The 25,951-nt window shown below is 61.4% G+C and carries 27 protein-coding genes; 7 read left to right on the top strand and 20 right to left on the bottom strand.

Annotation, left to right across the window (positions count from 1 at the left end):
- Nucleotides 1-412: 412 nt before the first annotated feature.
- The 3 genes from NG697_RS12500 (at nt 413) to NG697_RS12490 (ending at nt 3,084) form a co-directional block, all read left to right on the top strand.
- Nucleotides 413-1,126: a hypothetical protein gene (locus NG697_RS12500; protein WP_252614368.1), complete on the top strand. Its 714-nt coding sequence runs from the start codon at nt 413-415 to the stop codon at nt 1,124-1,126.
- A gap of 47 nt (nt 1,127-1,173) precedes the next feature.
- Nucleotides 1,174-1,425, top strand: a complete 252-nt coding sequence (locus tag NG697_RS12495; RefSeq protein ID WP_252614367.1) for a helix-turn-helix domain-containing protein — start codon at nt 1,174-1,176, stop codon at nt 1,423-1,425.
- 414 nt (nt 1,426-1,839) lie between these two features.
- Nucleotides 1,840-3,084 carry an SNIPE associated domain-containing protein gene (locus NG697_RS12490; protein WP_252614366.1) on the top strand — a complete coding sequence of 415 codons (1,245 nt, stop codon included), beginning with the start codon at nt 1,840-1,842 and terminating at the stop codon, nt 3,082-3,084.
- Nucleotides 3,085-3,114: 30 nt separating this feature from the next.
- Here NG697_RS12490 and NG697_RS12485 read toward each other — a convergent pair whose 3' ends face one another.
- From NG697_RS12485 to NG697_RS12410, 16 genes are all read right to left on the bottom strand, one after another.
- Nucleotides 3,115-3,882 (bottom strand): metallophosphoesterase family protein, encoded by a 768-nt coding sequence (locus NG697_RS12485; protein WP_252614365.1) that lies wholly within the window; start codon nt 3,880-3,882, stop codon nt 3,115-3,117.
- A complete protein-coding gene (locus NG697_RS12480) occupies nt 3,879-4,196 on the bottom strand; it encodes a hypothetical protein (protein ID WP_252614364.1) in 318 nt (105 codons plus the stop codon). Before NG697_RS12480 ends, NG697_RS12485 begins: the two co-directional genes overlap by 4 nt.
- Nucleotides 4,197-4,300: 104 nt before the next feature.
- Complete coding sequence (locus NG697_RS12475; protein ID WP_252614363.1) at nt 4,301-5,149, bottom strand: FtsK/SpoIIIE domain-containing protein; 849 nt, start codon at nt 5,147-5,149, stop codon at nt 4,301-4,303.
- A 68-nt stretch (nt 5,150-5,217) separates the two neighbouring features.
- Entirely contained in the window at nt 5,218-5,652 is a 435-nt protein-coding gene (locus NG697_RS12470; protein WP_252614362.1) for a hypothetical protein, read from the bottom strand.
- Complete coding sequence (locus NG697_RS12465) at nt 5,652-6,599, bottom strand: hypothetical protein (protein WP_252614361.1); 948 nt, start codon at nt 6,597-6,599, stop codon at nt 5,652-5,654. The genes NG697_RS12470 and NG697_RS12465 overlap by 1 nt, the downstream gene beginning before the upstream one ends.
- 35 nt (nt 6,600-6,634) lie before the next feature.
- On the bottom strand, nt 6,635-7,015 hold the full coding sequence (locus NG697_RS12460; protein WP_252614360.1) for a hypothetical protein: 381 nt from the start codon (nt 7,013-7,015) through the stop codon (nt 6,635-6,637).
- 174 nt (nt 7,016-7,189) lie between these two features.
- Nucleotides 7,190-8,041, bottom strand: a complete 852-nt coding sequence (locus NG697_RS12455; RefSeq protein ID WP_252614359.1) for a hypothetical protein — start codon at nt 8,039-8,041, stop codon at nt 7,190-7,192.
- Nucleotides 8,034-8,786, bottom strand: coding sequence for a hypothetical protein (locus NG697_RS12450; RefSeq protein ID WP_252614358.1), 753 nt, complete (start codon nt 8,784-8,786; stop codon nt 8,034-8,036). Before NG697_RS12450 ends, NG697_RS12455 begins: the two co-directional genes overlap by 8 nt.
- 47 nt (nt 8,787-8,833) lie before the next feature.
- The gene (locus NG697_RS12445; RefSeq protein ID WP_252614357.1) at nt 8,834-11,200 is read right to left on the bottom strand and encodes an FtsK/SpoIIIE domain-containing protein; all 2,367 of its coding nucleotides are present in this window, start codon (nt 11,198-11,200) and stop codon (nt 8,834-8,836) included.
- A gap of 15 nt (nt 11,201-11,215) precedes the next feature.
- Complete coding sequence (locus NG697_RS12440) at nt 11,216-12,115, bottom strand: hypothetical protein (RefSeq protein ID WP_252614356.1); 900 nt, start codon at nt 12,113-12,115, stop codon at nt 11,216-11,218.
- 2 nt (nt 12,116-12,117) lie between these two features.
- A complete protein-coding gene (locus NG697_RS12435; RefSeq protein ID WP_252614355.1) occupies nt 12,118-13,065 on the bottom strand; it encodes a hypothetical protein in 948 nt (315 codons plus the stop codon).
- Nucleotides 13,066-13,217: 152 nt separating this feature from the next.
- The gene (locus NG697_RS12430) at nt 13,218-13,568 is read right to left on the bottom strand and encodes a hypothetical protein (RefSeq protein ID WP_252614354.1); all 351 of its coding nucleotides are present in this window, start codon (nt 13,566-13,568) and stop codon (nt 13,218-13,220) included.
- A gap of 49 nt (nt 13,569-13,617) precedes the next feature.
- A complete protein-coding gene (locus tag NG697_RS12425) occupies nt 13,618-14,160 on the bottom strand; it encodes a hypothetical protein (RefSeq protein WP_252614353.1) in 543 nt (180 codons plus the stop codon).
- A gap of 29 nt (nt 14,161-14,189) precedes the next feature.
- The gene (locus tag NG697_RS12420) at nt 14,190-14,939 is read right to left on the bottom strand and encodes a M50 family metallopeptidase (protein ID WP_252614352.1); all 750 of its coding nucleotides are present in this window, start codon (nt 14,937-14,939) and stop codon (nt 14,190-14,192) included.
- On the bottom strand, nt 14,940-15,518 hold the full coding sequence (locus tag NG697_RS12415; protein ID WP_252614351.1) for a hypothetical protein: 579 nt from the start codon (nt 15,516-15,518) through the stop codon (nt 14,940-14,942).
- 210 nt (nt 15,519-15,728) lie between these two features.
- On the bottom strand, nt 15,729-15,917 hold the full coding sequence (locus NG697_RS12410; protein WP_252614350.1) for a hypothetical protein: 189 nt from the start codon (nt 15,915-15,917) through the stop codon (nt 15,729-15,731).
- A gap of 183 nt (nt 15,918-16,100) precedes the next feature.
- Here NG697_RS12410 and NG697_RS12405 point away from each other — a divergent pair, with 183 nt between their 5' ends.
- A complete protein-coding gene (locus tag NG697_RS12405; RefSeq protein WP_252614349.1) occupies nt 16,101-16,637 on the top strand; it encodes a hypothetical protein in 537 nt (178 codons plus the stop codon).
- Between the two features lie 49 nt (nt 16,638-16,686).
- Here the strand turns inward: NG697_RS12405 and NG697_RS12400 are convergent, their stop codons facing one another.
- The 4 genes from NG697_RS12400 to NG697_RS12385 form a co-directional block, all read right to left on the bottom strand.
- On the bottom strand, nt 16,687-17,304 hold the full coding sequence (locus NG697_RS12400; protein ID WP_252614348.1) for a hypothetical protein: 618 nt from the start codon (nt 17,302-17,304) through the stop codon (nt 16,687-16,689).
- Between the two features lie 77 nt (nt 17,305-17,381).
- Nucleotides 17,382-18,050, bottom strand: a complete 669-nt coding sequence (locus NG697_RS12395; protein WP_252614347.1) for a hypothetical protein — start codon at nt 18,048-18,050, stop codon at nt 17,382-17,384.
- A 182-nt stretch (nt 18,051-18,232) separates the two neighbouring features.
- Complete coding sequence (locus tag NG697_RS12390) at nt 18,233-18,859, bottom strand: signal peptidase I (RefSeq protein WP_252614346.1); 627 nt, start codon at nt 18,857-18,859, stop codon at nt 18,233-18,235.
- A 28-nt stretch (nt 18,860-18,887) separates the two neighbouring features.
- Nucleotides 18,888-19,532: a TasA family protein gene (locus tag NG697_RS12385; protein ID WP_252614345.1), complete on the bottom strand. Its 645-nt coding sequence runs from the start codon at nt 19,530-19,532 to the stop codon at nt 18,888-18,890.
- 454 nt (nt 19,533-19,986) lie between these two features.
- Here NG697_RS12385 and NG697_RS12380 point away from each other — a divergent pair, with 454 nt between their 5' ends.
- From NG697_RS12380 to NG697_RS12370, 3 genes are read left to right on the top strand one after another with little or no spacing between them, the layout of a single operon-like run.
- On the top strand, nt 19,987-22,689 hold the full coding sequence (locus NG697_RS12380; RefSeq protein WP_252614344.1) for a DNA methyltransferase: 2,703 nt from the start codon (nt 19,987-19,989) through the stop codon (nt 22,687-22,689).
- A complete protein-coding gene (locus NG697_RS12375) occupies nt 22,686-24,662 on the top strand; it encodes a DEAD/DEAH box helicase (RefSeq protein WP_252614343.1) in 1,977 nt (658 codons plus the stop codon). The genes NG697_RS12380 and NG697_RS12375 overlap by 4 nt, the downstream gene beginning before the upstream one ends.
- On the top strand, nt 24,659-25,852 hold the full coding sequence (locus NG697_RS12370) for a GIY-YIG nuclease family protein (protein WP_252614342.1): 1,194 nt from the start codon (nt 24,659-24,661) through the stop codon (nt 25,850-25,852). The genes NG697_RS12375 and NG697_RS12370 overlap by 4 nt, the downstream gene beginning before the upstream one ends.
- The last annotated feature ends 99 nt before the right edge of the window (nt 25,853-25,951 follow it).

Raw genomic sequence — 25,951 nt, 5'->3', positions numbered from 1 at the left:
CCTCGACAGCATTTATACAGTTCTCGGTAGCCCTGACTCCGCTTTGTCGTTTCCGCCCCGGAGGATAAGGACGAGGCGTGGCGGATGCGGTTCGAAGCCCAGGAGCGGGGGACACCTTTCCTCTGCTCCTTGGCGGTGGGTGGGTGCGGTAGCAAGCTGAAGCTCGCCGCGGGGATATTCGTATCCCTTACTTCAGCCACGCGCCCAGGCGCTTTGCGACCTGAGTGAAGCTCCCCGGGACTTGGTTGCAAGATAAACCTGGCATTCGTCCGCGCTTCCGCAAGTTTGGCCAAAGATTCTCCTTGGATCGCCCATTCGGGACTCACCCCTGTGAGCATGGTCTTGAAGCGGGGGCGTGCCTCGCGGAACTGTGGCTAACAATGCGGTTAGCCGGGCTTGGGGGAATGCAAACATGGCCATAGAGAATTTCAAAGTCGACGAAGACTGGTTTGGTACGATGTGGGACCCGCTGCGGGACGAGTACGGGTACCCAATTAATTCAGCCCTTCCAGCCGGGCTCTACGTGGATCACCAAGGGATCGTCGCTAAGCGGTGGCACCCCGAAGCTGGGAAATGGATCGCCTTCCACGACCTTACGGTGACCCCGCTGACGGCGTTGCGTGAACAGATTCGAAGAGAACCTCCCGAGTTGCCGTTTGAAGCGCTGGACTTTGAGACTCGGAAGGCCATCCGCAAGCAGCGGTCGAGAGGGCAGATCCGACCCTCCGCCAAGGCTCTCCCCGCCAGACTTGACCCGACTGGTGCCGGCCGCCGCCAGCGCGAGAAGACGACGATTCGTAACCGGAACATCGGCGGCTCCATTGCGGCTGCAAGCGCCCTGCTTATCGCCGGCAGCTTCATCTTCTCGTCCGCCAACGGTAGCGCCGACACGGGCAACAAGTACGGTGCCCAGTCCGCCTGCGAAGACGGGGCCAAAGCGCGGCTCAAATCGCCCAGCAGTGCCAAATTCAGCAACATGCGCTACACCGAGAAGGGAAGTTCCTACACCATCCGGCTGGATGTGGATGCCCAAAATTCGTTCGGAGCAGCCCTGCGAAATACTGTCACCTGCGAGGTCACGTGGACGGGGAGCAGATACCGGCTGGAAAACCTGGCGGGACTATAAGGCCACTCCAGTCCTGATTAGCAGACACTGAGCCGTAGGCTGTTGCGGTGTCCGAAAAACCTGCGCCGCGCCGCTTCCTGACCATCGACCAGGTGGCTGAGGAACTGAACGTCTCTGATGCCCAAGTACGAGCTCTGCTAAAAACGGGGGACCTCCGGGGAATCCAGGTTGGCGGGAAGGGCTTGTGGCGCATTGGGGCCACCGACGTCGAGGACTATATTGCCGATGCGTACCGGAGAGCGGCCGAACGAATTGCCAGTGGGGACCTGGGAGCGGCAGATGAGATCGAGCCGAGCTGACCTACATCATGCAGGACCTTGAAATGATTGTCTCAGCCAGCGGCTTCCCTGTGGAGCTAGAGCCTGACGGCGCCCGTTGGGTGGTCGGAATCCAGCCCATCCGGTGGTTCGAGCGCGTGTCCTGGTGGGAGACCAAAACGAGGATGAGCACCAGCGGAGGGCAGTCGAATCGATGTTGAGGTGTGGCAACTCCAGGCTCATCCTGCAAGCTGGCGACTCGGCGGATCTCAGGACTTTCGAAGTCCTCCGAGATGGTGACGCCTGATCAATCCGGTCCCCACGTTAAAGTAGGTCGCCGGTCGGTAACGTCAGGCTGGTCGACGCCACGACTGCCGGTCGCAGATGTCTCGTTGCACAGTGGAGGAGCTTGGTACCCTCATCTCGTGCGCATCCACGCGCCGGCTAGGGGGAAGCATGGACGCGTCTCAGCCAGCAGGCTGGTATCCAGTTCGAGGCCATGAACACCTGGTCGACCTCTTGCAATGGTGGGATGGAAGCGCGTGGGACATCCGCCTCGGAAACGTCGTCAATGACGAAGAGCGGGACGCCCGGAAGGCGGAGCTCGTCCTGCTGCACTCCGAGATCGACGCCGCCAAAGAGGTCTTGAAGCACCTGGAGGAAGCGGCTGCTGCCGTGCCGACCGATAATCTTCCGGCGGCCCTCGGCTTCGGCGACTACAAAACGATTGCGGACAATTCCGAGTCCATCATGAATGACATCAAGTCCCTCCGGGCCAAAGCCAAAGCTCTTATCCGCGGCCGGTCGGCAGTATCACAGCGATCTGTGTGGTTAACCTCCAACGACGGCGCCCTTGTCGATATGCCGAAGAAATTTGCCGCGAGCATCGGGCCGCTCCTCTTATCCATTCTAAATATGCAGGTCGAGATCGAAGCGACCCGTAAAACTGGCAACTTTCGGGATGCCCAGATGCGGCTCAACAAAACCTGGTACAAACTCAACGACATCGGCTGGGAGTTCGGGACCAACCTGGATGCCGGTTACCTGCACTTACGCACCGACGAACTCGAGCTCCTGGAGGTCCACCGGAACAGTGTGCTCAGGGAGAAAGAGGAAGAGCGTGAGCGCCGAGCGCAGCTGAGGGAAGAGGCCCAAGCCCAGCGAGAGCTCGAGGCAGAGCGGGAAAAGCTACAGAAGGAACTCGATCACTACTACAACGTCATGGTGGCGCTGGAAGCCCAGGGCGACACGACTGGAATCGCCCGAGTGGAGGAGCAGATACTCGCCCTCGAAGAAGAGCTGAAAGAAATCGACTTCCGCGCCGCGAATATCAGGGCAGGCTATGTCTATGTCATCTCGAACATAGGCACCTTCGGACCGGACATCGTCAAGATCGGTCTCACGCGGCGCTTGGACCCCCTCGACCGCATCCGGGAGCTGAGCAGCGCCTCGGTTCCGTATAGATACGACGTACACGCGTTGTTCTTCTCGGCTGACGCCGTGAGTATCGAGACAATTCTCCACAATCATTTCGATGCCCGCCGCGTTAACAGGGTGAACCGACGCAAGGAATTCTTCCGGGTCCGACCGGATGAAGTTTTGGCCGCGCTACGTGAGCACGAGGTAGAACTAATCGACTGGATCGATGAGGCTGAGGCCGAGGAGTACAGGGTGGGGCTCACACTCAATACCGGCACCTGACCGGCCTTGTTCGGCACCCGCAGTGGAGGTCTATCTGCCGCGGATGATGAGCGGTTCGATGCGCAGCGGGGCCGTGCCTGGCCAGACGAGTACGGCGTTACCTCGACTACCTTCCATATCCAGTACATCAACCCGGGTCGAATGACCGCCTGGGTGAACCAGCTCGTGGGTGACACGCTGATGCCAGTGCCCGGCAAAGACGTTGGGCACGCCGGTTCGATCTATAACGTCACGCAGCAGAATCCGGGTCCGATCCGCTTCCTCGACCAGGTCAGCGGGCAGGTCGAACGCACCCTGGACCGGCACCCCCATGGGCACGTCGTGTGCGATGAGGATGTCGAGCCCGCCGCCGGCCATCAACTTCTCGGCCTGTTCAATAGTTGGTTGCTCGTCACCCCAGTACGACTTTCCTTCCACCCGGAACTGCCTGTCGACGGAGAGGGCGCCGCCCAGGCCCCCGATCCGCAGCCCCTCGATGACCGTCCGGCCGCCCTTGGGGAGCACCCGGATATTGGTGCGCCAAGTGATGAGACCATCGGGTTGGACCTCTTCAAGGTCGATCCGGGAGGTGTTGTCGTGGTTGCCGGGGGAGACTATAAGGGTGGCGCCGAGCTCCATTAGGAGGGCGTTCATACGCTGCTCCCATCGGTTTCGCTTGGGGCCTGGCCAGTCCAGCCCGACATCCCCGACAGAGACCATTGTTTTAGCGCCTTCACGCGCCGCTGCCTTCACCGCGTTGATAGACCACCCCAGGTCCCCATGCCAATCCCCGAAGACGGCCAGGACAGAATCACTCATTTTCCGGCCGCCGCCAGTTCTTCAATCCGGACCACCGGGGAGGTCATCCTTTCGGTGGGGACATGATCTTGCCTTATCTGGAGGAAATAGATGGCCGGCTCTCCGACCATACAGCGCTCGATCATGAGCAGCTCGACGGTCTCACCGTCACGACGAAGCTGCGACACGCCGGCTTCCCTGTAATCCGTGACGGGGGGAGTGGCGGCCATCTGGCGCTGGAGCGTCCTGGACGTCAGATCGAGAACGTAATGGCTGCCTGTGGCCGTTACGACGAGGTACCGACCCGTATCATCGTTGCGTAGCTCCTGCTTCATGCTTGCGAGTTTAGCCAGACCCCCCGACATCTATTTGGCATGCAGAGCGCCCGCACCTCGTGAATCCGGTGCGGGCCCTCTGCTGCTTGGTTCGGGTCGGACGGCTACTTGCTGTACGGAACGTGGAACCGCTGGACGCCACCTGCGCTGGACGCAATAACTGCGTCACCATGAGAGGCGCCAGAATCTGCAGTTGCCCGGATGGCGGCCGATACGGCTCCAACATCCTCCTTATTGAACGCCATGGCGATCGAACTGTCGCTGACGGCATGCCCGGGGCGCATCATCATGACCGTGTTGCCGATGCTCCCGCGGATGGCGCAGGGGGTATGTGAAGGATCGACCCGCTGGGTGCTAATTACGAGGTGAACACCGCGGTTGCGGGCGGTATGAACAATCTGCCGCACGAACTGCAGAATGCGCGCCACTTCGGTGTTGTGCTCCAGGATCCCCCGGTACATGTCGGAGTTGCTGTCGAGGCTGGTCGGCACTTGGTTGTTGTGGACGGTGGATGCGTACTCATCGATGAAAATCACGATGGGGTGGATGCCGTCTTCCCTGCGGACGCTCTCGGGGAGCTGCTGCCAGTGATCGACGTTGTATTTGGCGAAGAGCTCGCCGCGACGCGCGATCTCCGACGCGGTGCTTTCGAGCTCACTGGCCGCTGCGGTTCGGTCGGTCACCTTGTCCGCCGTAAACAAATCCCGGAAGCCGACGCCATGGCGGATGAGGTCGATGACAGTGGTCTTAGCACCGGCGGCAGAGCTTCCGGCTACGAGGTGACGCAGAAGGACGGTTTTGCCTGACCCGCAGGGGCCGACCACGAGTGTATGAGGATTGGCATCGAGATTGAGCATGACGGGTTCCCCCTCGGGGCTGGTGCCAAGGGGAAGACTGAGCGCGGAGGCAGTGGTGAGGGTCAAGATGGTCCAATCTGTGGTGAGTGTGGCCAAGGGCAACAGAAGTGTTGCACTCCCTCCACATTAACACTGCAACGGGTATGTGGCAATACGCGAGCCCCCTACTCCTCGCGTGCCGCTTCGAGGCCCGGATCGCCGGGCAGGAAGTACCGCTTGCGTGGTGGCTTGCCGGCAGCGCCGGGATAAGCGCGGACGATGATGCCATGCCGCTCAGGGTGTGCAGCTACGGTCTGGTGGTGAACGTTGCCCAGTCGCCGGGCCATGGCTGCCGCGGGCATCCCCGGCAGGGCAACAGCAGTCCGGTCTTCACTGAACTTCGCTTGGGCTGTCTGCCGCGAGGCCAGCCGCAGTTCGTCGGCGACCTGCTGCCAGGTGGCGCCTTCGCGCCGAGCATCCGCAACGACCTCCTGTTCGGTGCGCACCAGCTCTTCCCCGACCAGGGTAACGGCTGCCATCCGGGAGATGCCGCCTTCGACTGCGGCCTCATTCACCAGCCGGCGTAGCTGCGCGGCCGCGAGGTCCTGGGGATCTGCCATCAGGAAACCTCCGGCTGGACAGAGGCGACGACGTCCAGCTCGATGCCGGGCTGCAGGAACGAGGCGAGCTGCGTAGCGTCTGCCGGGGAGAGCTGGATCATCCGCGGCTTCATGTCCGCAACGTCCTGTGCGGTGTAGCTGCACTCCGCGCTGGGCCCCGCGATGAACACTGGCGAGACGGACTGTCCGCGGTAGCCGTCCTCGGTCTCGGATTGGGCTGACAGTTTGATCGGCGCGGCATCACCACAGCCGGCGGCGACACCGATCCCGGACGAGATGAAGGTCGGCCCCTCGGGGACGCCTGCTCCAATGTTGGCATGGTAGACCGCCAGGGGCCGCCCGGCTGCACTGATAACCTCCAGACGGTTGTTGTCCTTGCTCACGAAGACCCGCGGCAAGCCCGTCTTAATGGTCACCTCCGAGGTCTTGATCCAGCCGGTGCCGCGATTGACGAACTGCTTCAGAACGCGATCCGGGGCCGTGACGCCTCCTTTCGGCCGTGCCTGAGTAGGCAGGAGCCGGCGGGAGGGCAGCATGACCCGCACCCAGCCGGGTGAATGGGCGATGACCGGGACTGACTCAGCGGGAGATAGGAGGGCGAGCGGATTGCCGTCCACCGCGTCAAACACCGTGACCTTCGAAGCGCCCGGCTGGGCAACCTCTCCTGTCGGCCCGGCGTCGCCATCAATGACTGGCGTCATTGCGACAGTGTCGTATCTCAGCTCCTGGAGCTCCGCTGGGGCGGCGCCGGGAGCGATGGCAGCGGGTGCAGTCATCTGTGGGGTGGCATCGGGAGCTGCTGTCGGGCCTTCCGGGAGTTGGCTGCAGCCGCTGAGAAGGAGCGCCGCGGCAATGACCAGGACTGGTGCGCGAACTGCCATGCGGCGGGGGAGGGACATTACTGGGTCGCTTTCATCGTGGTCGGTAACTTCGCGGGGTGCTGCCAATTGCATGACTTTAGTGCCAGTGTGGTCGAAGGCACTCAAGCCCTCGGGGCGGTTTCCGCACCGCCACCCGTTGCGGAGTCGGAAACCACCTTGTAGTTAGGGGCTTCGTCGCTGGTCGCGACCAACGTGAACTCGCGGCCATTGGGGGAGACCTTGACGGTAAGGACGGTGCCATCGGTCACCTTGCATTCCGCGACGGTGGCAGCAGCCCCACTCTGGGTGAACCTACCGCCCGCGAAAGCGGCGTTGTAGATCAAGTCGCCCTGGCAGGCCTGGAGATCAGAAGTCATGACGGTGGTGTGCGCCATTTCTTCCCCCTGGTCAACCATTTCTTGGGTCATGACGAGGACGCCACTGCCGACGCCGGCGGCGAGAAGGACACCGACCAGGGTGTTGGCGATGGGTGTGACGGCCATTTTGCTTCCCCTTTCGTGGGAGTTTTGGGTAGGGCTAGGAGTTCGTAACTTGTAGTCTCCATTTGACAATATACGACTTTGACCTAATTTGCAACATATCAGTGGCATGTTGTTGCAGGAACACAGAACTACGGCGGAGCCGTCAGGCTCCGCCGTCCTTTGGAGATCTGTGGGTCAGGCTGCCACCGCTTCCTCCTTGGTCCAGGCCTCTGCCGGCGGCCGGCCCATGGAAAGGGCTGAATGCCTGATGGCCTTGGCCCCCGTCAGGCTCACCCGCGCTGCCTCCAGCCTGGCCTTTGCTGCCTCCAGGTCCGCCACGGCCTCACTGTGGACAGGGGTGTTGTTCGCGACGCCCTCCAAATAGGTCTCGATCCGGGCGGTCGATTCGGCGTACCGCTGGGCTGCGAGGTACTTCTGCTTCCTGGGGGTGGGCGCCCCGGTTCTCGGATCAAATTTGTCATCGATCGGCTTCAGCTTTTCCCAGGCCTGGTCCCTGGCGGTCCGGGCATCCTCCGCCTCGGCCCGCGCGATCGAGTGATCCCAATGAGCCACGGCATTGGCGCTGCAGAACCCCTCTGCCTCGCGGGTCCGCATCTCCATGCAGTGCGCCTCTTCGTGAGCGTCCTCGGCCGCCTCGAATTCCAGCTGGGCGGCCTCTGCATTCCGGACAGCTACTTCAGCAGCTGCGCGCTTCTCAGTGTTCTTCACTGCGGCAACCTTCTCCGCGTAGTGCTCGGCCCGCTTCTTGGCCAAAGCATCCCGCTTCTCCCGGAGCCTGACCCTCGCCTTGTCCCAGGCACCCATGACCTGCGAGAGCATTTGCCGCCAGCGGGACAGGATCTGCTCGGATTCCTCCCCGGTCTTCGCGGTGCCGAGGTCGGACAGCCGCTGCTTGATTGCATCGAACAGGCTTGTGGCGGCGTCCTGCAGTTTGCCGGCCGCGCGGGCCTCGGCCTTACCCTCCGCGCTGTGAATCAGGCAGTGCGGATGCGCACGGTTTCCCGCTTCAGCTATGGACCTACACATTTTCGGTCTCCTCTGCATCGATGGTCTGTTCGCTGACGGCGGCGGCTTCCTGGCTCGTGGCGGCCAGGTAGGTTGTGCGGGCCCACCAGAGGGCTGCGATCAGGACCAGCACACCGCCGACCAGGGAGCCGGCTGACAGGATGGTGTCTGCGATTCCGGTCGTCTGCTTCTTCATTGCTGCCACCGAAGATTCTCCGGCCATCTTGGCAACAGGGTTTGAGGTCAGCGAAGAGGTAAGGGACTGGACCAGACCGCCGAGGAAGATGGAGCCCCACCAGGCACCGATACCTAGGCCGGCCAGCACGACCTTGCCGATCGGCTGGTACGTAGCGCCCTCCACCGTCAACTCCATACCCCCGGCGGCGAGCACCCGGCGAGTCATCACCGCAGCACCGAAGGCCAGCGGGATGGCGCCCCACGGCATACCCAGGAGGAAGGCCGCTGCCAGCGAGCCGAGGCTCAGGACTGCGGCGGAAGCCCACTGTGCGGGCGCGGCCAACGGAGTGATCTGCCCCCTGGTTTCGTGCCGGATCATCGTTCCGCGGTCCCAAATGAGAGTCGCCACGATGCTCAGAACGAGCGCCCGGGCGCCCCAATGTGCCCACTCAATCGCCGTACGCCCGACGGGGAGGGTGTACGGGTTGAAAGGCTCCGGGACGGCAAGAACCATGCGGCTCACCTGGCGCTGGCTGGTTGGGACAGTCCGGGTGCGGTACGCGGCTCGGACGCGGGGCTGGGTTTCCATGGGGCCACTTTCTGTTGGGTTTGGATTGCTTACACTGCTCGTTGCGGTTACCACTCGAAGTCGATCTTGGGTTTCGGCTTTGCGGGAGGCGTTCCGCCGAACGGGTCGTCATCCTCATCGGGGACGGCGACGCGGGTTTCCGGCCTCGCAGGCTTATCGGCGAAAGGGTCATCGTCCTCGTCGTGCCAGGCCGGAGTGGCCGGGGCTGCTGCGGGGGGTTCGTCCCAGTCCGGGTCGGCCGGAGCCGGCGCGTCCGGCGCGTCAGTTTCGAAGGCGGCACTCCAGTCGAGCTCGGGAATCTCCACAAGGGTCTCGACCATCGTGGAGTCTTCCTCCAGATCGTCGAGGCTGAGCGCCATCTCCTCGAGATCTACCACCTCGTTTTCAACGGGCTTGAAGTAGGTGGGGGCAGGCTCCACGGTGCCGAACGGGGATTCCCTCTCCAGGACGATCGGGCGACGGTCGCCCTCGTAGCGCGGAACTTCGAGGGCGACAAGACGCTCCACGAGCTCATTTTCGGGTGCATAGGCACCCTGGAGCGCCACATGCCCGCGGCCGTCAATCTCCGCGAGTCCGCGCCCCGGGGTGGCTTCGCGCTCGGTGTCAGAGGGGTCCTGGTCCGCTGTTGCGAAGCCGTGAGCAATCTCGTAGGCCTCTGCTGCATCCTGGGGATCAGCACAGGCCATGGCGAGGGAGCTCGTTGAGGTACGCCCAAGAATGATTCTTGCGGGCATGTTCTCTCGCAATTCGCCGGCTCCCTGGCCAATTTCCTGCACCCCGAAGCGCTGGGTTCCGAAAATCAGGTGGATGCCCACGAACCGGCACTCGCGGAGAATCTTCCCCACGTACATCAGAATGAGCTCCTTGGAGGAGTTCATTTCGGTCATCTCGAGGTAGAGCGGATCCTCCTTTTCCAGAGTCTTGGGGATGCTGATCAGTTTGGCCAAAGACGTCCCCTCGTCAAGGACGACCAGGATGGGGCTGATCCCGTACTTGGCCTGGTCCTCCTTCGAGAGAGCATTCCACTTCGGGACGTTCAGCCCATCGAGAATTTCCAGACGTCGCGTCGCCTCCGCATAGACACCCTTGATGGCCTCCAGCGCCTCGGGGAAGTTCTGGCACCCCCAGCCGCCGTCACGGACGTAAGGACGGGCCCACCTGAAGTCCAACCCCCTCTTAGAAGGATCCAGGATGGCCAAGTCAAAGCCATGAACCAACGCCGAGAAGATCATGGTCTGGATGAAGATGCTTTTGCCAGAACCCGTGCGGCCGACAACCAAGGCATGGGGGGTTGCGGCGAGATCAACAATGACCGGCTTGTTGTAAGCGTCACGGCCGACGACTAGCTCGCCCCACTTGCCGGATTCGATGACGTCGAAGTCGTACGGAGCCCTCGACGGGACCTTAATCGGTACTCCGGCATTCATGGTGACGACTCCTGTCGCGTCGTCAATCTTCACCCACCAACCGTTATGGCCGATGACTGTCTTGGCCAGACCCAGCCAGTGGGCGTGCTCCTTGGCGCGCTCCGGCGAAACAGTGTCCGCCCTCGAAATGATGACCTGGGCGAGGTGTCCGACCCCGTCGCGTACACCAAAGATCGGCAGCAGCTCCAGTTCCCAGGAATTCTGCTTGGGCAGCTTCCGGAGAAGCCGGTTGCGCAGCTCCAGCGTCGCGGGTGGCAGAACGGCGACTTCCACCTCGCGCTTGAACGGGTCATAACCGAGCATCGTGCGACCGTGTGCTGTATGTTCGGCTGCGATGGCCGCCCCGTTACCCGTGGTGGCGCTGGGGCCGGCGCCATAGACGCTGGCGCCAGGTCGCATAGCGGGCCGCTCGCCGCGAACTGCCTCGACCTCGGATGAGTCGGCGTTGAAGGACTCAACCTGCCAGTCGGACCCGAACTTGCGCCATAGGGCGGCCACCAGTTTCGCGCGTTCCTCGATCGAGTCCTGGTACTCCGCAGGCACGTCTACGAACATGCGTTCCACTGCGCCAACCGACGTCTCCTGCTGGAAGGCGGCCTCACCCGCGCCATCCGAGCCAGCCGCCCCGGCTTCAACCGAGTCATCGAGCCCGAATGCAGCCCAGTACTGCTCCACTGCAGGGGAGACGTCTTTAGTGTCAAGCTTAAGCTTCTTGAGCAGCTTCTTGGCGCCCTTTTCATCCTTTCCCTGCATGAGGGCCACGGCGGCCCTTGCGGCTGCCATTTCTGCGTCACTGTAGACGCGCTCCGGATGGAAGTGATCAAGCACAGCGGTGAAGTGTTCGAACGTCCACCCGTGCTGATCGAGCAGGGCGGTAGCGCCCATGACGTCGTTGTCTTTGACTAGGGCGAGGTATGCCATCGCAACTTCATCGTCCTGGGACGTAAAGCCGAATGCCTTGTTGCGGGGCTTGAGGAAGCTCAACATGGGTTTGGTCCTTTCTTAGTAGAGGTCGTCTGCAGTGATGCTCACGGCGGCGCGTACCGGGGTAGCTGTGGTGGCATAAGCGTCAGAGAGTTTCCCGGCGATGAGCCCGCCGGAGCGGGATTCTTCCAGGCGGCGCTGGACGGTCTCATCAGATGCTGCATTCAGGACGATCACGTCCTTGCTTGACTCTTGGTGGTTCATCTCCCATTCAGGGGCCACCTGGGCCAGAATGCTGTCGGCCTGGGCGAAGTGGAGCACAGCCCCGACAGGTACCGGGGCAACAATCAGCGTCATGCCCTCGTCGGTGAAGGTGGATTCGTCCCAGTTGCCCTCGGGCGTGGAGTACGCCTTAGCGAAGATGCCCGTGAATTTCGCCTTGGTGGCCTTGTCCCTCATATCGGTCGCGGCATTCATCTTGGAGGCGCCGTAGGCCAGGTAAAGCCAGGTGCCCCAAACGACAGTCGAAGCGAGAGCGGCAAAGAACGAGGCCGGAAGGCCGAACATGGTCGCCAGCTGCAGGGCCAAGGCCACTGCGGTACCGACGCGGACAACGTTTCGGACCCGGCCTTCTGCCAGGAGCTCGGTGATGTCACCGTGGATCTTCTTCAGTTCATACGGGGCGCCCTTCCTGGCGGAGAGCCGCCGGGCCACAACGAGAACCATTAGCGGGAGCAGGGCAAAGCCCCACACACCGAACGTGACCATCACGAAAAGCGGCAGCACCGTGTAGAAGGCAGCCGAGGGCCACTGTGATCTGGTGGCGAGCCAGCCTTCATTGACGTCCCCTTTGGCCCGTGAAGGGCGGTCGCCGATAAAGCCGAAGAGGAGAAAAAAGCCGAAGAGGACGGTGAAGAAGATGCCCTCTATAACTTTGGTCTCGACGGAAGTCCGACTCGGAGCCTGGCTGGTTTTCATGGTTAGCCTTTCTCGGCTTCGACGGGGCGTCGCTTGAGGATGAAGAGGGTGTAGACCATGACCAGGGCGGCGAAGATGGTCGCCGCCACGTGGCCAAGAATCTTGCCGAATGTGTCGGACTCCGCTTCCGGCTCGGCAAGTCGAACGGTGGGAGCTGCAGATGCCGTCGGGGCGGGCTGGGCGGTCGGCGCTGAGGGCGCAGCAGGGCCTGCCTGGACCTCGCCGGCAGCCGGTGCAGCAGTGGGGGATGCTTCCTTCACAGGCGCCACGATTGAGAACCGCTTGTCGGCCAGGATGTAAGCGATTCCTCCTGGAACCAGCCCCTCGGCCTCTACTGCGACCCAGGATTTCCCGAAGTTCTCGAAGATGGCGGAGGACTTCAGCACGTCGCCCTGTTGTTTCGTGGACTTCTTCAGGTCATTTTCGTAGGACTCCACAGGCTGCTTGTACAGGCCCGTCGGATGGGTCAGCTCGATCGTCGTTACCAGGTCGGCCTTGGTGCTGGGGATGTGCTGCGCAAAGGCTTCCGTCTCGTGGAGCGTCACGGTCCCGGCCCGGATGTAGGCGACGCCGGGAGCGGCCAGCGTGCTCTTGGCCGTGTCCGTCCCGTAGGCGGTTTCCGGCACCAGGATTGCGACCCACTGCTCGTTGTGGGCGGTGAAGGGCGCAGATACCGTGACTCGGTCTTCCGCCGCTCCGAGGGCCCGGACCTTGGGCAGGACGTGGGTCATGGTCTTGCTGGAGCTGGCCGGCTCGCTGTAAACCGGGGCGTTGGGGACCACCGAGCCGGTGAACGTCAGTTCGGCCCTGGTCGAGGGGATCTCTGCACCTTCATATGCGGCCGCGTCCACGAGGGCGTGCGTCGCTGCACTTGCCGCAAGCGGCGTGGCAAGCAGCAGGCTGGCTGCCAGGGCTCCTGCCAGGATGCTGCGTGTTGATCCGGTCGTCATTCTTGCCTCTCGCGGATTAATGCCACATATCTGTTGCGCTACTGAAGAGCATATCAGATCTGTTGCATGATCGGTATCCCCTCAAAGGGAATCGCAGGGGGGCGGAACCGTTCACCTGGCTGGGGTGCCGGCGGGCGGTCCTGCGGTGGGGCTTAGTCGCTCTGTGCGTCCAGGTCTGCCTGTGCCAGGGAGATCCACCGCTCCAGGATTTCGTCCGGACTCCGGACAGAGCCGGCCGGGTCAACGATCACGATGTCCTCGCGGGCATGGCCGCCGCCGACGCTTCCTGCTGCCGCGACGCCGTCTCTGGGGTTGCCGTCTTGGTCGCAGGTGACTCCGGCCGCGGTGAGGGCTGCCACGATGACCGGGGATACTTCGGTGAAGACCGCGTCATTGTATGCCTCGGTGGCTTCGCCCAGGCCGGCCTCCGTGGTGTTGTCTTCCATAGCAGTGGCGGTGAAGCTCGGATCGATGCTGGGAATGCGGCACTCGCGGAGGGACACTCATTCCCGTTGAATCGGACTGGTGTTGGCCAGGCTACTGCTGGCGGGGCTATTCGGAGGCGGAAGGTTGCTGCTCGGGGAGCAGGTAGCGCATGGACTCTTTGCCGCTGGCGCTGGTCACAGTCACCGTCTCGATCTCGCCGCGGAGTGCTAGCTGCTTCACTGTTCGCCGGTCTACACCGAGGCGCCGGCCGGCCTCCAACGCGGACAGCCCTGGCAGCTCCAGTTTGGGCTGGGTGGTCTTCCGGTAGGCCGCAATCCGCTCGCGCTGTGCGGCCAGCTTCGCCTCCCGGTCCTCGGGCGAGTTCCGGCCGGCCTTGGGCCCGTAGTGGTAGTGGGCCGATGAAGGGTTCGCCAGCCCAAGCGCTGCGGCGATCTCTCCCCAGGTGGCGCCGTTGGTCAGGGCCTCATCGACAAGGACCTGAATGACATCCTTCGTCTCGGCGGCGACGGCGACGGCGGCGCTGATCGTGCTGGTGGCGGTCCTGGGTGGCAGCTCGGATTGATCATCCGACGGGTCGGCGAACTGCTCGTCCTCGAGGGCCTTGATCAACTGGAGGACTCGTCCGCCACTGTCCATTCCGCGTACCATACGCCCCAGTGTACGTGGGGCGCGGGTGCTCAGGCGGTAGCGGCGGCGAATACCTGGTGGACCGAGGTGGCGGCAAAGAACCACGCTCCGAGGATTGGAACGGCGAACAGACCCAGCCAAACGGGGGAGGGGATCCCGGTGAAGCGGGAAAGGATCTGCGCGTCCGAGGTCTCGATCTCATCCTGTCGGCTCGTGTGGACACTCAGGACTTTGAACCAGTCCCGGACAGACCCGATCAGCAGGCCGATACCCAGGAACACTGTTGCGTAGCCAAGGATTTCGCCCGAAGCGAGCAAGAGCAAAGCGATGGACGCGGCCATGACACTCAGCACCACTGACAGGCCGGCCCAGTTCCTGATGACCAGGACGGTGGCCAGAAGAACGATGGCGCCAATGGAGAGCGCCGCCGGCGCCCAGCCTGACAGGCCGGCCCAGATGAGAGCCCCGCCGACGACCGCGGGGACGGGGTAGCCCCAGAAGGTACACCAGACTTCACCCGGGCCGCCCAGGTTGCCGTAGCTGCTGGTAACCCCGGAGTGATCGAAGCGCAGCTTGATGCTGGTGACGATCCGCCCTGTCATGATTCCGGCGACAGCATGTCCCAGCTCGTGGACCAGGGTCACAAAGAGGGCGAAGAACCGCCAGGTCACGGGGATGGTCGAGACGGCCGCCGCGACCAGGGTGACGGCGAGGAGCTCGAGGAGGCCAACCGAGGGGGCTTCAATGTGTGCGAAGCCCCCTGCGATCTTGGCCCATATAGCCGGCAGGACAGATTCCACCTAGGCTGCCATCGCCAGTTCGGGCTCTACGTGGTCCGTCCGGTCGTTGGCTTCGGCCATGCCGGCATACGCCACCGCGAAGTAATCGAAGTCTTCTCCTGAGTCCATCCCCTGCTCGACCGTGGCCTTGAGCTCAGGGTGCCCGTCCAGCAGGCGCAACATCAACTGGTAGAGGACTTCCCATTCATGTTCGTTGTGATTGGCGTTGACGTCCTTGTAGCTTTCACGGAGCAGCATCATGGCATGGTCCGGAGTCAGCGCCTCCGCCAGTGGAGTATCGACGGACATCAGGCAGTGTTCGGTCTGCAGCGGGTAGGTCGCCGCCTCAACAGCCGGGGCGAGGAGCCGCTGGGCCGTTTCGATGCAGTTGAAGTCGTCGTTCCTGGCAGTCACGTTGAGGTCGAAGATGCGGTGGTATTCGCGCTGAACATCGGGGAAGCAATCCATGAGCGCCTCGATCGTATCGACGACCCCGTGCACGAGTGTCTCCGGCAGGTCATCAACGCTGCGGAACGAGCTAAGGGTCTTCATGGCTTCGGGGATGGGCTGGGAGAGGAAGGAAAGGCTGGGCTGGAACATGGCGTCTCTTTTCGATGGATTGTGCTGCGGTGTTTTGGGCCTTACATAGTTAATGTGTGCGGCGGCCGGGATTGCCCTTACCGCCAGCGGTCAGAATGTGCCTGAGATCACCACACCCGGCGGTCCTTTGTCAGGCAGCTGCGAGGTACGCGCTGCGGGCAGCCATTGCGTCCTTCGCGGCCATCAGCACATATTCGATGGCATCCGGGCTCAGTCGCCCCTCGGGGATCTCTTCGAAGGCCGGGCCAACTTCGGGGATCCGCCGTTCGAGGACCGCGAACAGTGCGTGGACGGTGCCTTTCGGAATCGCAACTTCGCTGCGGCCTTGATTTCATCCAGGCGGTCCAGAATTTCCTGCGGGTCCAGGTTGGCGAAGATCGAGACGGGTACGGCTTCCATGGCTTTTCCTTTTGCTTAGTGTGGTTGTGCTGACACCTCAAACTTTAGCCCTAAACACGTATCCCCGTCTACTCCATGGGAGAAGTTCGCCGTGGGTGAAAATGGGAATCGCCGTCTACTCTGCAAAACGCTGGGACTCGAGAAAACGCAACATACAAGTTGCATTGCCGTATACTCCAACGTATGTCCATCAGCTTCGAACCCCTCGGCCGCGCAGTGGATTCCGGCCGGCTTCACACTGCCCTTGGCTTCAATCGCGCACGGCTCAACAAGCTGGTCACCAAGACCTACGATTACGGGCTGGGCGCCGTCCTGCCGCGGCCTGTCGGGGTTCTCGGGGGATCCATGGTCTGGGACCTCCACGACCTGGAGAAGGCCACGCCGAAGATCCTGGCCGCCAAGGGGACTGTCTCCCGGAACGCACCGCGCATCGAGCGCGAGCCGCTCGACTTTGAGGAGCTCGCCCGGCGCCGGGAAGATTTTGAAGGTCTCCCGCACGTCCTCGGCTTCGTGGACGCCGTCATGATTGCCGAGGCTTTCGGCCTGGGGGAGGGCGGAGCCAGGGTCCCGGGCGAATGGGCCTCCCGCGGCAAGCTGCTGCCTGCGCACGCCGGAGTGATCGGCACCCGCCGCGTCTGGGATGTCCGTGAGGTCAAGGAGCGCGAGCCGCTCATCCTTCGCCACCTGGAGCGCCGCAGGGCGTTATCCGAGACGGCATAACAACCAATAAGGGCGTGGAGGCAGGCCGCCTCCACGCCCTTCGTTCGTCCTACCCTCGGGGCTCGTAGTTCAACCCTCGCAGATGCACCATACGATCATCGGGCCATTCGATTTTGCCGCCGGTGATCGGTGCCTTGTTGGGGTCAGGATACGGAGACTCACCGATGACCAGGATCTCCCTGCCTTCGGTCAGCCACTGATCCACTCCACCTTCTTCGCCCTGGTGCTCACTGACCACTCGCGGAACCACGATGGCGTGGCCGTGGATGGAAGCGACGTCGAGGCATGCAGGGTCGAAGGTGACGAGCTGCAGCGGACGCGCCCACGCACCGGCGGCCTCGGCGCTCGGCTCGGTGGCCCAGGCAGTGGTGCGGTCGTCACAGTGCACATACGCCAGCGCATCGGCAGGCTCTGCCATCAGGATCGAGGAGCCTGCCAGGACGTCGCCGGCGGCGAGAATCGGGATGCTGGTAGACCCGTATTGGGTCCCAGGGATAGTCATTGTCTGATTGGCCAGGTCAATGACGATGGGGTTTGAGCCTTCACTTACCGGCTCGATGGCGGGCGCGGGCGGAGCAGGAACATCGGTGGCCACCTGGCTGCCGGCACAGCCAGTCAGCAGCGCGACGGTGACAGCGGCCAGAACGGCCAGGGACTGGGTTTTCATTGTGCTGCTTTCTCCTGATGGATGGATGGACTCCGGGTTGAACGGGATGACCTGTACGCGCGGGCGATCCATGTGCATCATGAGACCCTTGTCGCGGTCTCTGTGTTGGCCGGCCAGTTGACCTTGATTTTCCCCAGCGCGGCGAGCCCGAGGGAGAGCAGGCTGGCTTCGGGCACCGGTGAGATGCCCTCGACGACAAAAGCCATGCTTGACGGCAACAGCTCCTTGGTAGCCACCGTTGGCCCGTCCTCGATGCTCACCTGCTGCGGAACGACGACTGTGTGGCCACTGATAATAGGGATCGCCCAGCAACCCGGATCAAAAGTGATGAACTGCACCAGATGGGTGTCCTCGTGTCCGCCGCCGTCCGGAAGATCAGGCTCCCAGGCCGAACCTGCAACCTGATCGCCACAGTGGCTGTAGTCCCCGTCGGGAGCGTCGTCGACCGGCTTTGTGCCGGTATTGATCCCCCCGGGGGCGAGCACGGGGATGGACAGGGGGCCGTAAGCAGCACTCGGCACTGTCAGCGTCTGCTTGGTCAGGTCGAGAACCATCTGCGCCAGGGGCGGCTCGGTATTCTCCGGCACTGAGGAGGCGGCTGCCATCGTCTCAGCGGGTTGCTCAATCTGGGTCGGCTGAGGCGTAGAGGAGGGGACGGCCTGCGCGGAGCTCTTGTCGGCCGGCCCGTCTCCGCATCCGGCCAGGAGCGGGAGGACGATCAAGGCGGCGGCAATTCGGAGTTTCATGGGTTCCTTTTTTCGGTGTGTTGGGTTGCTCCGGCGTGCGCTAGATTCGCTCCTGTCATGCAACACGTGCGTTTCATCTCAAGGCTACCATTGCCACAGACCTGATGCATAGCGAGGAACATTTAGGGAACAAGACAGCCCCGCGGCCAGGGATCGGCTACAGGGCTGTTGCGTGGTCAGGGCTACTGGCGGAGGGCTTCATTTCCGGGCTCCGCGGGTCGCTCCTCGGACCCTGGTTTCTTCCACCAGATGCCCACGATCATCCAAAGCGCAAGGACTGGCACCCCATACCTGAGCGTGTTCTGGGCCAAGGGTTCGCGCAGTGCACGGATCGCGGTTCCGAGATGAGGGATCGTGAAGGCGTATCGATCGACGTTTGGGGCATCCAGCACGGCGGTCCAGTAATCCCTGCCGGGGTTGGCGTCTCCCATCGTGCGGACGGCCATCCGCCCCTCTGGGTCGGTCACGATTTCAGCGACCCGGTGAGTGACGTTGCGCCTGTCTTCGACCGGGATGTTGTAGGTGATGACGTCGCCTACCTGGATGTCGGTCACGGGAACCGGGGTGGTGACCACGACATCGCCGGGGTTGATCATTGGGGCCATCGAGCCCGTGAGCATCGTTGTGGTCTGATAGCCAAGGAACCGCGGAGCGATGCCCAGAAACAGCAGCGCAGCCACCGCGACAATGAGTACTGTCGTGGCGGCCGCGCTGCTAGCCTTTCGCGCCGAAGTCTTGAAGCGGGCCGGTCTGCCCCCAGGCTGCACAGCAATAGCGGCTACGTCATGGAAGTCGTTCGCAGTGTTCATTGCTGTGCAGCCTTAGGGGTCGGTCGGGTCAGTCGTTGATGAGCTTGCCGTTGCGCTGGGTGCCAGTGAACGAGAAATCAACTTCCGCAGACAGGTTCTGGAAGGACACGTCCGCTGTGGAGGGCAACGAGATGACCGCGCGCAGGTTGTCGACCCCGCCACCAACGAGTGACTGCATGGTCGGGAGCGCCGTCGGGGCCTGAGCAGCCAGGGCAGCGATGGAGGTGGGAGGCACAACATTCCACTCATAGCCTGAGCAGAAGTCAGCGCCGGAGGGGTCGACCGTCCACGGGACGAGGCAGTTCGAGACGGAGACCTGAAGGCCGTTGACGGGGTCTGTGGTCAGGGCACTGGACTCATTGACGGTGACATCCAGGAGGACGTCCTTCAGCTCAGCGGTGCCCGGGTTGGTGAACGACGCGAGTCGCTCCACGGAGTCACCCGGCAAAAACCCGGATACAGGCTTATTGAAGGTGTTGTAGCCCATCGTGAGGCCGGCCGAGCCCGTGCTTACCTCTTGGCTGGCGTTGGTGCTGTTGGAGAAGTCGCCGAAAGTGCCGGCGCCGGCCAGGGCAGCTGCCGTAACGACGATGGCAACAGAACCCGCGATCTTCTTGCCGGTGGTCATGGAGAACTTCTTTGGAGCGGGGGCGGTGAGCGTTGAGGTGGTCATGTTGCCTTTCCGGGCGGCTGATAGACATTGCGCATGCCACAAATATGTTGCATATACAAAGTCTATCAAGGCAACTTAACTGTTGCAATAATCGAGCGAGGTCGAGCTGTCCAAGTATGGGCACCGCGACCCTGACCGATGAGTACAAGGACACCGCAGCCTTGAGTGAGGCTTCGGTGTGGCATCTGCCGTCGGGTCCTGACAAGTGCGCCTATCGGAGGCATGGATAACCGCTGCCCTCGTGTGACGCGCTGGATTGAAAACAACCGCCCCACAGTCCCGGATAAGATCACGAGGAGGTACTGGGCTTCCGCCCTGCCATGTAAGGAGTAACAATCGTGTGTGAACCGTGGTCGTCTGCCGACGGTATTTCAGCTTGCCTCAGGGAAAAGGGCCCAATCACCAAGAGCCCGGCGGCCCATGATGGGATCACGTTCGCGACGGTAACTCGTTCATGGTGAAGCTCAACCTGAAAGCCGTCGAGGAACGTGTTGCCCCGCTCGGGGGCCGTGAGTCTTACGATCAAGAGTTCATTTTCAGCTTGCTGCTGGCCTACGGCAAGCCACAAGGCAACGTGACCAGGTTGCGGAATGGCTCACTCAACGTCGCCCACGACCCGTCGACTGAAGTAGCACAGAAGAACGTCGTCTACTTCAAGGAGACGACCGGTGATCCTCTCGCGGTCATCGACGAACTGAAGACTTCACCGCTGGTCGTCCGGTACAACACCCGCTTCGTGATCGTCACCGACTACACGGAACTGCTGGCCATCGACACGAAGACCGGCGAGAACCTGATGATCCCGATCCGGAACGTCGACCAGCACTTCACGTTCTTCCTGCCCTGGGCCGGCATGGAAAAGGCACAATACGTCGCCGAGGCGCACGCGGACGTCAAAGCTGCCGAGCGGATGGGCAAACTTTTCGATGAGTTGCTGGCAGCAAACCCCGAAATGTTCGGCATGGCACACGGGCGTCATGCGCTCAACGTGTTCTTCACCAGGCTCCTATTCTGCTTCTTCGCCGAAGACACCGGGATCTTTGACGAGGGGGGTTTCACCAACTCAATCGGCTCGCATACTCAGCCCGACGGCTCTGACGTCGCTGACTTTCTCACGGAGGTCTTCAGGGCGCTCGATACTAAAGACGCCGCAAAGAAGCCAGTGCACCTGGCACGGTTCCCGTACGTCAACGGCCGGCTATTCACGATGTCACCAGAGCATGTTGTCCCGCAGTTCACGAAAAAGGCCCGCGACCTGCTGATTGAGTCGGGCACACTGATCTGGCGCGACATCAACCCAGACATTTTTGGCTCGATGTTCCAGGCCATTGTCACCCCGGGCAAGCGCAGCGACCTGGGCCAGCACTACACGTCGGTGCCGAACATCCTCCGTACCATCGAGCCGCTTTTCCTGGATGATTTGAAGGAACAGTTCGATGCAGGGTTCGACTCCGTCAAAAAGCTTGAAACACTGCTCGAACGTATCAGCGCAATCAAGGTTTTCGACCCTGCGTGCGGGTCCGGCAACTTCCTCATCATTGCCTATAAGGAACTGCGCCGTCTGGAGCATGCCATCCTGGAACGATTGTTTGAGATCGATCCGAAGCACCAGATGCTGTACGCCGAGTCGAAGATCAACATCGAGAACTTCTACGGGCTGGAGATCGACGACTTCGCTGTCGAGGTGGCGATCCTCTCCCTCTGGATTGCCAAGCACCAGATGAATTCCGAGTTCAAGGAGAAGTTCAACCTCTCCATCCCACTAATCCCCTTGAAAGAAACAGGGCAGATCCAAGCCGGCAACGCGACTCGCCTCGACTGGCAGCAAATTTGCCCAAACGATGGTTCTGGCGAGATATATCTCGTCGGAAACCCTCCCTATTCTGGCTACAGCATGCAAAGCAAGGAGCAGAAGATCGATTACGGGTATGTGTTTGGCAATCGCACATACTCGAAGACGCTCGACTACATTGCTTTGTGGTTCATCAAGGGAGTCGACTATATTCATAATACGCGCGCAGAACTTTCCTTCGTGACTACAAACTCTGTCACTCAGGGTGAGCATGTTGGCCTGATGTTCCCCATGATCTTCGAAATGGGAATTGAAATCGGCTACGCTTATACATCGTTCAAGTGGACGAATAGTGCCAAACGAAATGCGGGCGTGACCGTAGCAGTAATCAATCTGCGAAACACTCAGCTGAAACCCAAGTACCTCTACATTGATGGTGTGAGGCTTCAGGCAAGCAACATCAATGGGTATCTGGTGGATGGACTCAATACGTTTATTGGACGCCGTACGAAACCATTGTCTATTGCACTACCTGCTATGGGCAGGGGAAGTCAGCCGACAGATAACGGGACGTTGATACTTGAAACTCCGGAACGAGAGGCCTTGCTTTCAGAATACCCTGAAGCAGCGCCTTTTATTCGACGGTACATTGGCAGTCGCGAATACATCAACGATATTGAGCGCTGGTGTATATGGGTCGACCGGGAAACGCAGCATGCAGCTGAATGCATCCCGGCCCTCGCTAAACGCTTTGAGGACGTACGACTTTTCCGTTTACGAAGCCAGAAGGCTGCAACACGTGAAAAGAGCAAGACCCCCTGGAAGTTTGACGAGGTACGTTTCCAACGCTCAGAATTTGTGATTGTTCCGAAAACTTCATCTGAGCGCAGAGAATACATCCCACTGGGATACATGAGCGGCGCTGAAGTTGTTTCAGACCTAGCCTTCACTGTGTATAACCCGGCACCGTGGGTGTTTGCGTTCTTAACTTCGAGAATGCACATGACGTGGACTCGAGCTGTTGGCGGTCGTCTGAAAACGGACTATCGCTATTCGAACACGATCGTTTATAACAATTTTCCGGTACCGCCGCTTTCGGACACCGTGAAAGAGATGCTGACCTTTGCGGCGCTCCGTATTCTCGACGTACGTGAGTATCACTGTGAGCGGACGCTTGCGGAGTTGTACGACCCGGACTTGATGCCTGCCGACCTGCGCCAGGCACATGCCGAGGTCGACACCCTGGTGGATTCCATCTACTCCAAGCGCGTCTATGAAACCGATGAGCTGAGATTGTCAGACCTCTTTGCTATGTATGAGGCAATGACAGCAGCAGAATCTGTAAAAGGGAACAAAAAGAAGTGAACAAGCCGATAAACATCGTCAACGTGACCTATGCCCGCACTAAGGCATCGGTCAACACCGATGCCTTAGGTATGCGAGAGATGCAGCAGCGCGTCTTCGCCAAGAGAGATGCCCAGCACCTTCTGATCAAGGCTCCGCCGGCCTCAGGCAAATCGCGTGCGCTGATGTTCGTGGCGCTGGACAAGCTCTACAACCAGGGCCGCAAAAAGGTCATCGTCGCCGTCCCCGAGCGATCTATTGGAGCTTCCTTCTCCTCAACGAAGCTCACTTCACACGGATTCTTTGCCGACTGGGAAATCAAAGCCGAGCACAACCTCTGCGACGCCGGTTCCTCGCAGGGCAAAGTCGGAGCGTTCATCGACTTTCTTCAAGGTCCCGACGCCACGCTGGTCTGCACGCATGCGACGCTGCGGTTCGCTTTTGAAAAGCTCGCACCGGAAGCGTTCAACGGCACCGTGCTGGCAATCGATGAGTTCCACCATGTCTCCGCTGACACTGAAGCCAACCGCCTCGGTGCGCTCCTGCGTGAAGTCATGAACGGCTCGGACGTGCACATCGTCGCAATGACCGGCTCGTACTTCCGCGGAGACTCAGTACCGGTTCTGTCTGCTGAGGACGAGGCACAGTTCACGCCGGTCACGTTCAACTACTACGACCAGCTGAACGGTTATGAGCACCTTCACTCGCTCGGCATCGGGCACCACTTCTATCAGGGCCGCTATACGGACGCTATCGGTGAAGTCCTGCACTTGGACAAAAAGACCATCGTTCATATTCCGAACGTCAACTCGGGCGAGTCCACCAAGGACAAGATCGAAGAAGTCGGGTTCATCATCGATGCGATCGGCCACGTCGAAGCCACTGACCCCGATACCGGAATCATCAGCATTCGCCACAAAGACACCGGTGAAATTCTTCGCGTCGCCGACCTCGTGGATGACACTGACCAAAAAAAACGTTCTGACACGCTCCACTATCTCTCCCATGTCGCCTCGAAAGAGCGCGACGCCGTGGACATCATCATCGCCCTGGGCATGGCGAAGGAAGGCTTCGATTGGCCTTTTGCCGAGCACGCCCTGACCGTCGGGTACCGTGCCTCGCTGACCGAGGTCATCCAGATCATCGGCCGCGTCACCCGCGACAGCCCCGGCAAGGAGCATGCCCAGTTCACGAACCTGATCGCTGAGCCCGACGCCTCCCAAGGTGAAGTGAAGGTCTCGGTGAACAACATGCTGAAGGCCATTACGGCATCGTTGCTTATGGAGCAGGTACTGGCACAGAACTTCACCTTCAAAACCAAGAAGTTCGATGGTGACGACTCGAAGATCCCCGGTCAGCTGAAGATCAAGGGCTTCAAGGAGCCCTCGACGGAGCGTGTCAGGCAGATCGTCGAGACGGACCTGAACGACCTGAAAGCTACGATCTTGCAAGACGACACCTTCGCACGCGCAGCAGCGGGCTCGATCGACGCAGAAACCGCCAACAAGGTCCTGATCCCGAAGATCATCCGGGAAAAGTACCCGGACCTCAGCGACTCGCAGGTTGAGGAGGTGCGGCAGCAGGTCGTCGTGGACTCGGTGGTCAAGAACGGTGAGGTTCGCGAAGTCGGAGACAAACGGTTCATCAAGATGGCCGAGAAGTTCGTCAACATCGACGAGCTCACCATCAACCTCATCGACTCGGTGAATCCCTTCCAACGCGCCTTCGAGGTTATGTCCAAGTCGGTGACTCCCTCGGTACTCCGGATCATCCAGGACCAGATCACGGCCACCCGCGTCGAGTTCACCGAAGAAGAGGCGCTAGCACTCGTTCCCCGGATCAAGAACTGGATCAAGGTCAATGGTCGGCGACCGGACTCGAGGGCCGAGGAACCGACCGAGAAACGGTACGCGGACGCGCTGCTGTGGCTCCAGCGGGCCAAGCAGAAGCTCGAAGCCCAGAAGCGGGCGACTGAAATGGTGACGGACGAATGAGCGAGAACGACGACATCTTCGAGGCGGCACCGTCCTCCCTGCAGGACCTCATCGATAACGACCTCGACGGGCTGCTCAACGTTCCTGAGAAGCCCAAGAAGGTCACCTCGTCCGACCGGCTCGAGCGTGCGTTCCTGGAGATCGTGGAATTCCGCAGGACGCACGAGCGCCTGCCGAGCTCGGCGACGCGGGAGATCGCCGAGCGGAAGCTCGGGGCCCGCCTCGAGGGCATCCTCGCCAACGACGAGAAGATCGCGGCGCTCAGCCACCTCGACACGGAGTACGAGCTGCTTACTGTAGAGGCAGCTCCCGAGTCGCTGGACGAGCTTCTCGAGAGCGATGACCTGGACGATCTGCTGGGCGATGAGAGCGGCCTCCTCGACGTGTCGGATCTGCCCGTGATCAAGCGTCCCGAGTCTCCGGACTCTGTCGCTCAGCGGGTTAAGGCCGAGGACTTCGACTTGTTCGAGCCGCTGTTCAAGGCGAAGCACGCCGAGCTGGCCGAGGGCACGTACAAGCTGATGCCCTTCGCCGGCATGGATCTCATCCGAGAGGGCGTGTTCTTCGTGCTGAGCGGCGTCATGTGCTTCGTGGCTGAGGTCGGCGAGGACGTGGACCTGGTCGTCGGTGGCAAGCCCAGGCAGAAGCAGCGCCTGCGCGTCGTCTTCGAGAACGGCACGGAATCGGCGATGTACAAACAGAGCCTCATGACCCGCATGTACGAGGCGCAGGGCCAGGTCCTGGCGCGGACAAGCCACGATGCCACCGAAGTCCTCGATGCGGACGTGGAGAGCGGTCACATCTACGTACTGCAGTCGCTCAGCGAGGATCCTGTTGTCGCGGGGATGAAGGACCTCCACAAGATCGGCTTCTCCACTACCAACGTCGGGACCCGCACCAAAAACGCGGCGAATTCACCGACCTACCTGATGGCACCCGTGAAGGTACTGGCGGACTACCGACTTTACAATGTGCGTGCGTCGTGGCTGGAGCACCTCCTACACCGCGTGTTCGCCGAGGTTCGCCTGGACCTGACGCAGGTCGACCGGAAGGGACGCGACTACGACCCCTCGGAGTGGTTCGTGGTGCCGCTGGAGACCATCAACAAGGCTGTCGCAATGATCATGTCCGGCGAGATCACCGACTACGTCTATGATGCTCAGCTCAAGAAGCTCGTTGAACGCTCATAAGCTGAGTTCGGGATGGGCCAGGTCTCGCATGCCATGACTCCGCCTCTGGGCCCGTCTATACGAAGCCAATTCGAGGTCCACTCCTGAACCTCTAGCGCC

Source organism: Pseudarthrobacter raffinosi, assembly GCF_023913835.1.
GTDB lineage: Bacteria > Actinomycetota > Actinomycetes > Actinomycetales > Micrococcaceae > Arthrobacter > Arthrobacter raffinosi.
Note: the sequence above shows the minus strand (reverse complement) of the source record. Positions and strands in the feature narration are given on the sequence as shown.

Excerpts from the sequence above, each read along its gene's own strand:
- NG697_RS12500 (WP_252614368.1), top strand. The coding sequence starts at position 413 with ATGGCCATAGAGAATTTCAAAGTCGACGAAGACTGGTTTGGTACGATG.
- NG697_RS12490 (WP_252614366.1), top strand. The coding sequence starts at position 1,840 with ATGGACGCGTCTCAGCCAGCAGGCTGGTATCCAGTTCGAGGCCATGAA.
- NG697_RS12485 (WP_252614365.1), bottom strand. The coding sequence starts at position 3,882 with ATGAGTGATTCTGTCCTGGCCGTCTTCGGGGATTGGCATGGGGACCTG.
- NG697_RS12480 (WP_252614364.1), bottom strand. The coding sequence starts at position 4,196 with ATGAAGCAGGAGCTACGCAACGATGATACGGGTCGGTACCTCGTCGTA.
- NG697_RS12470 (WP_252614362.1), bottom strand. The coding sequence starts at position 5,652 with ATGGCAGATCCCCAGGACCTCGCGGCCGCGCAGCTACGCCGGCTGGTG.
- NG697_RS12460 (WP_252614360.1), bottom strand. The coding sequence starts at position 7,015 with ATGGCCGTCACACCCATCGCCAACACCCTGGTCGGTGTCCTTCTCGCC.
- NG697_RS12455 (WP_252614359.1), bottom strand. The coding sequence starts at position 8,041 with ATGTGTAGGTCCATAGCTGAAGCGGGAAACCGTGCGCATCCGCACTGC.
- NG697_RS12450 (WP_252614358.1), bottom strand. The coding sequence starts at position 8,786 with ATGGAAACCCAGCCCCGCGTCCGAGCCGCGTACCGCACCCGGACTGTC.
- NG697_RS12445 (WP_252614357.1), bottom strand. The coding sequence starts at position 11,200 with ATGTTGAGCTTCCTCAAGCCCCGCAACAAGGCATTCGGCTTTACGTCC.
- NG697_RS12440 (WP_252614356.1), bottom strand. The coding sequence starts at position 12,115 with ATGAAAACCAGCCAGGCTCCGAGTCGGACTTCCGTCGAGACCAAAGTT.
- NG697_RS12435 (WP_252614355.1), bottom strand. The coding sequence starts at position 13,065 with ATGACGACCGGATCAACACGCAGCATCCTGGCAGGAGCCCTGGCAGCC.
- NG697_RS12425 (WP_252614353.1), bottom strand. The coding sequence starts at position 14,160 with ATGGTACGCGGAATGGACAGTGGCGGACGAGTCCTCCAGTTGATCAAG.
- NG697_RS12415 (WP_252614351.1), bottom strand. The coding sequence starts at position 15,518 with ATGTTCCAGCCCAGCCTTTCCTTCCTCTCCCAGCCCATCCCCGAAGCC.
- NG697_RS12410 (WP_252614350.1), bottom strand. The coding sequence starts at position 15,917 with ATGGAAGCCGTACCCGTCTCGATCTTCGCCAACCTGGACCCGCAGGAA.
- NG697_RS12405 (WP_252614349.1), top strand. The coding sequence starts at position 16,101 with ATGTCCATCAGCTTCGAACCCCTCGGCCGCGCAGTGGATTCCGGCCGG.
- NG697_RS12400 (WP_252614348.1), bottom strand. The coding sequence starts at position 17,304 with ATGAAAACCCAGTCCCTGGCCGTTCTGGCCGCTGTCACCGTCGCGCTG.
- NG697_RS12395 (WP_252614347.1), bottom strand. The coding sequence starts at position 18,050 with ATGAAACTCCGAATTGCCGCCGCCTTGATCGTCCTCCCGCTCCTGGCC.
- NG697_RS12390 (WP_252614346.1), bottom strand. The coding sequence starts at position 18,859 with ATGAACACTGCGAACGACTTCCATGACGTAGCCGCTATTGCTGTGCAG.
- NG697_RS12385 (WP_252614345.1), bottom strand. The coding sequence starts at position 19,532 with ATGACCACCTCAACGCTCACCGCCCCCGCTCCAAAGAAGTTCTCCATG.
- NG697_RS12380 (WP_252614344.1), top strand. The coding sequence starts at position 19,987 with ATGGTGAAGCTCAACCTGAAAGCCGTCGAGGAACGTGTTGCCCCGCTC.
- NG697_RS12370 (WP_252614342.1), top strand. The coding sequence starts at position 24,659 with ATGAGCGAGAACGACGACATCTTCGAGGCGGCACCGTCCTCCCTGCAG.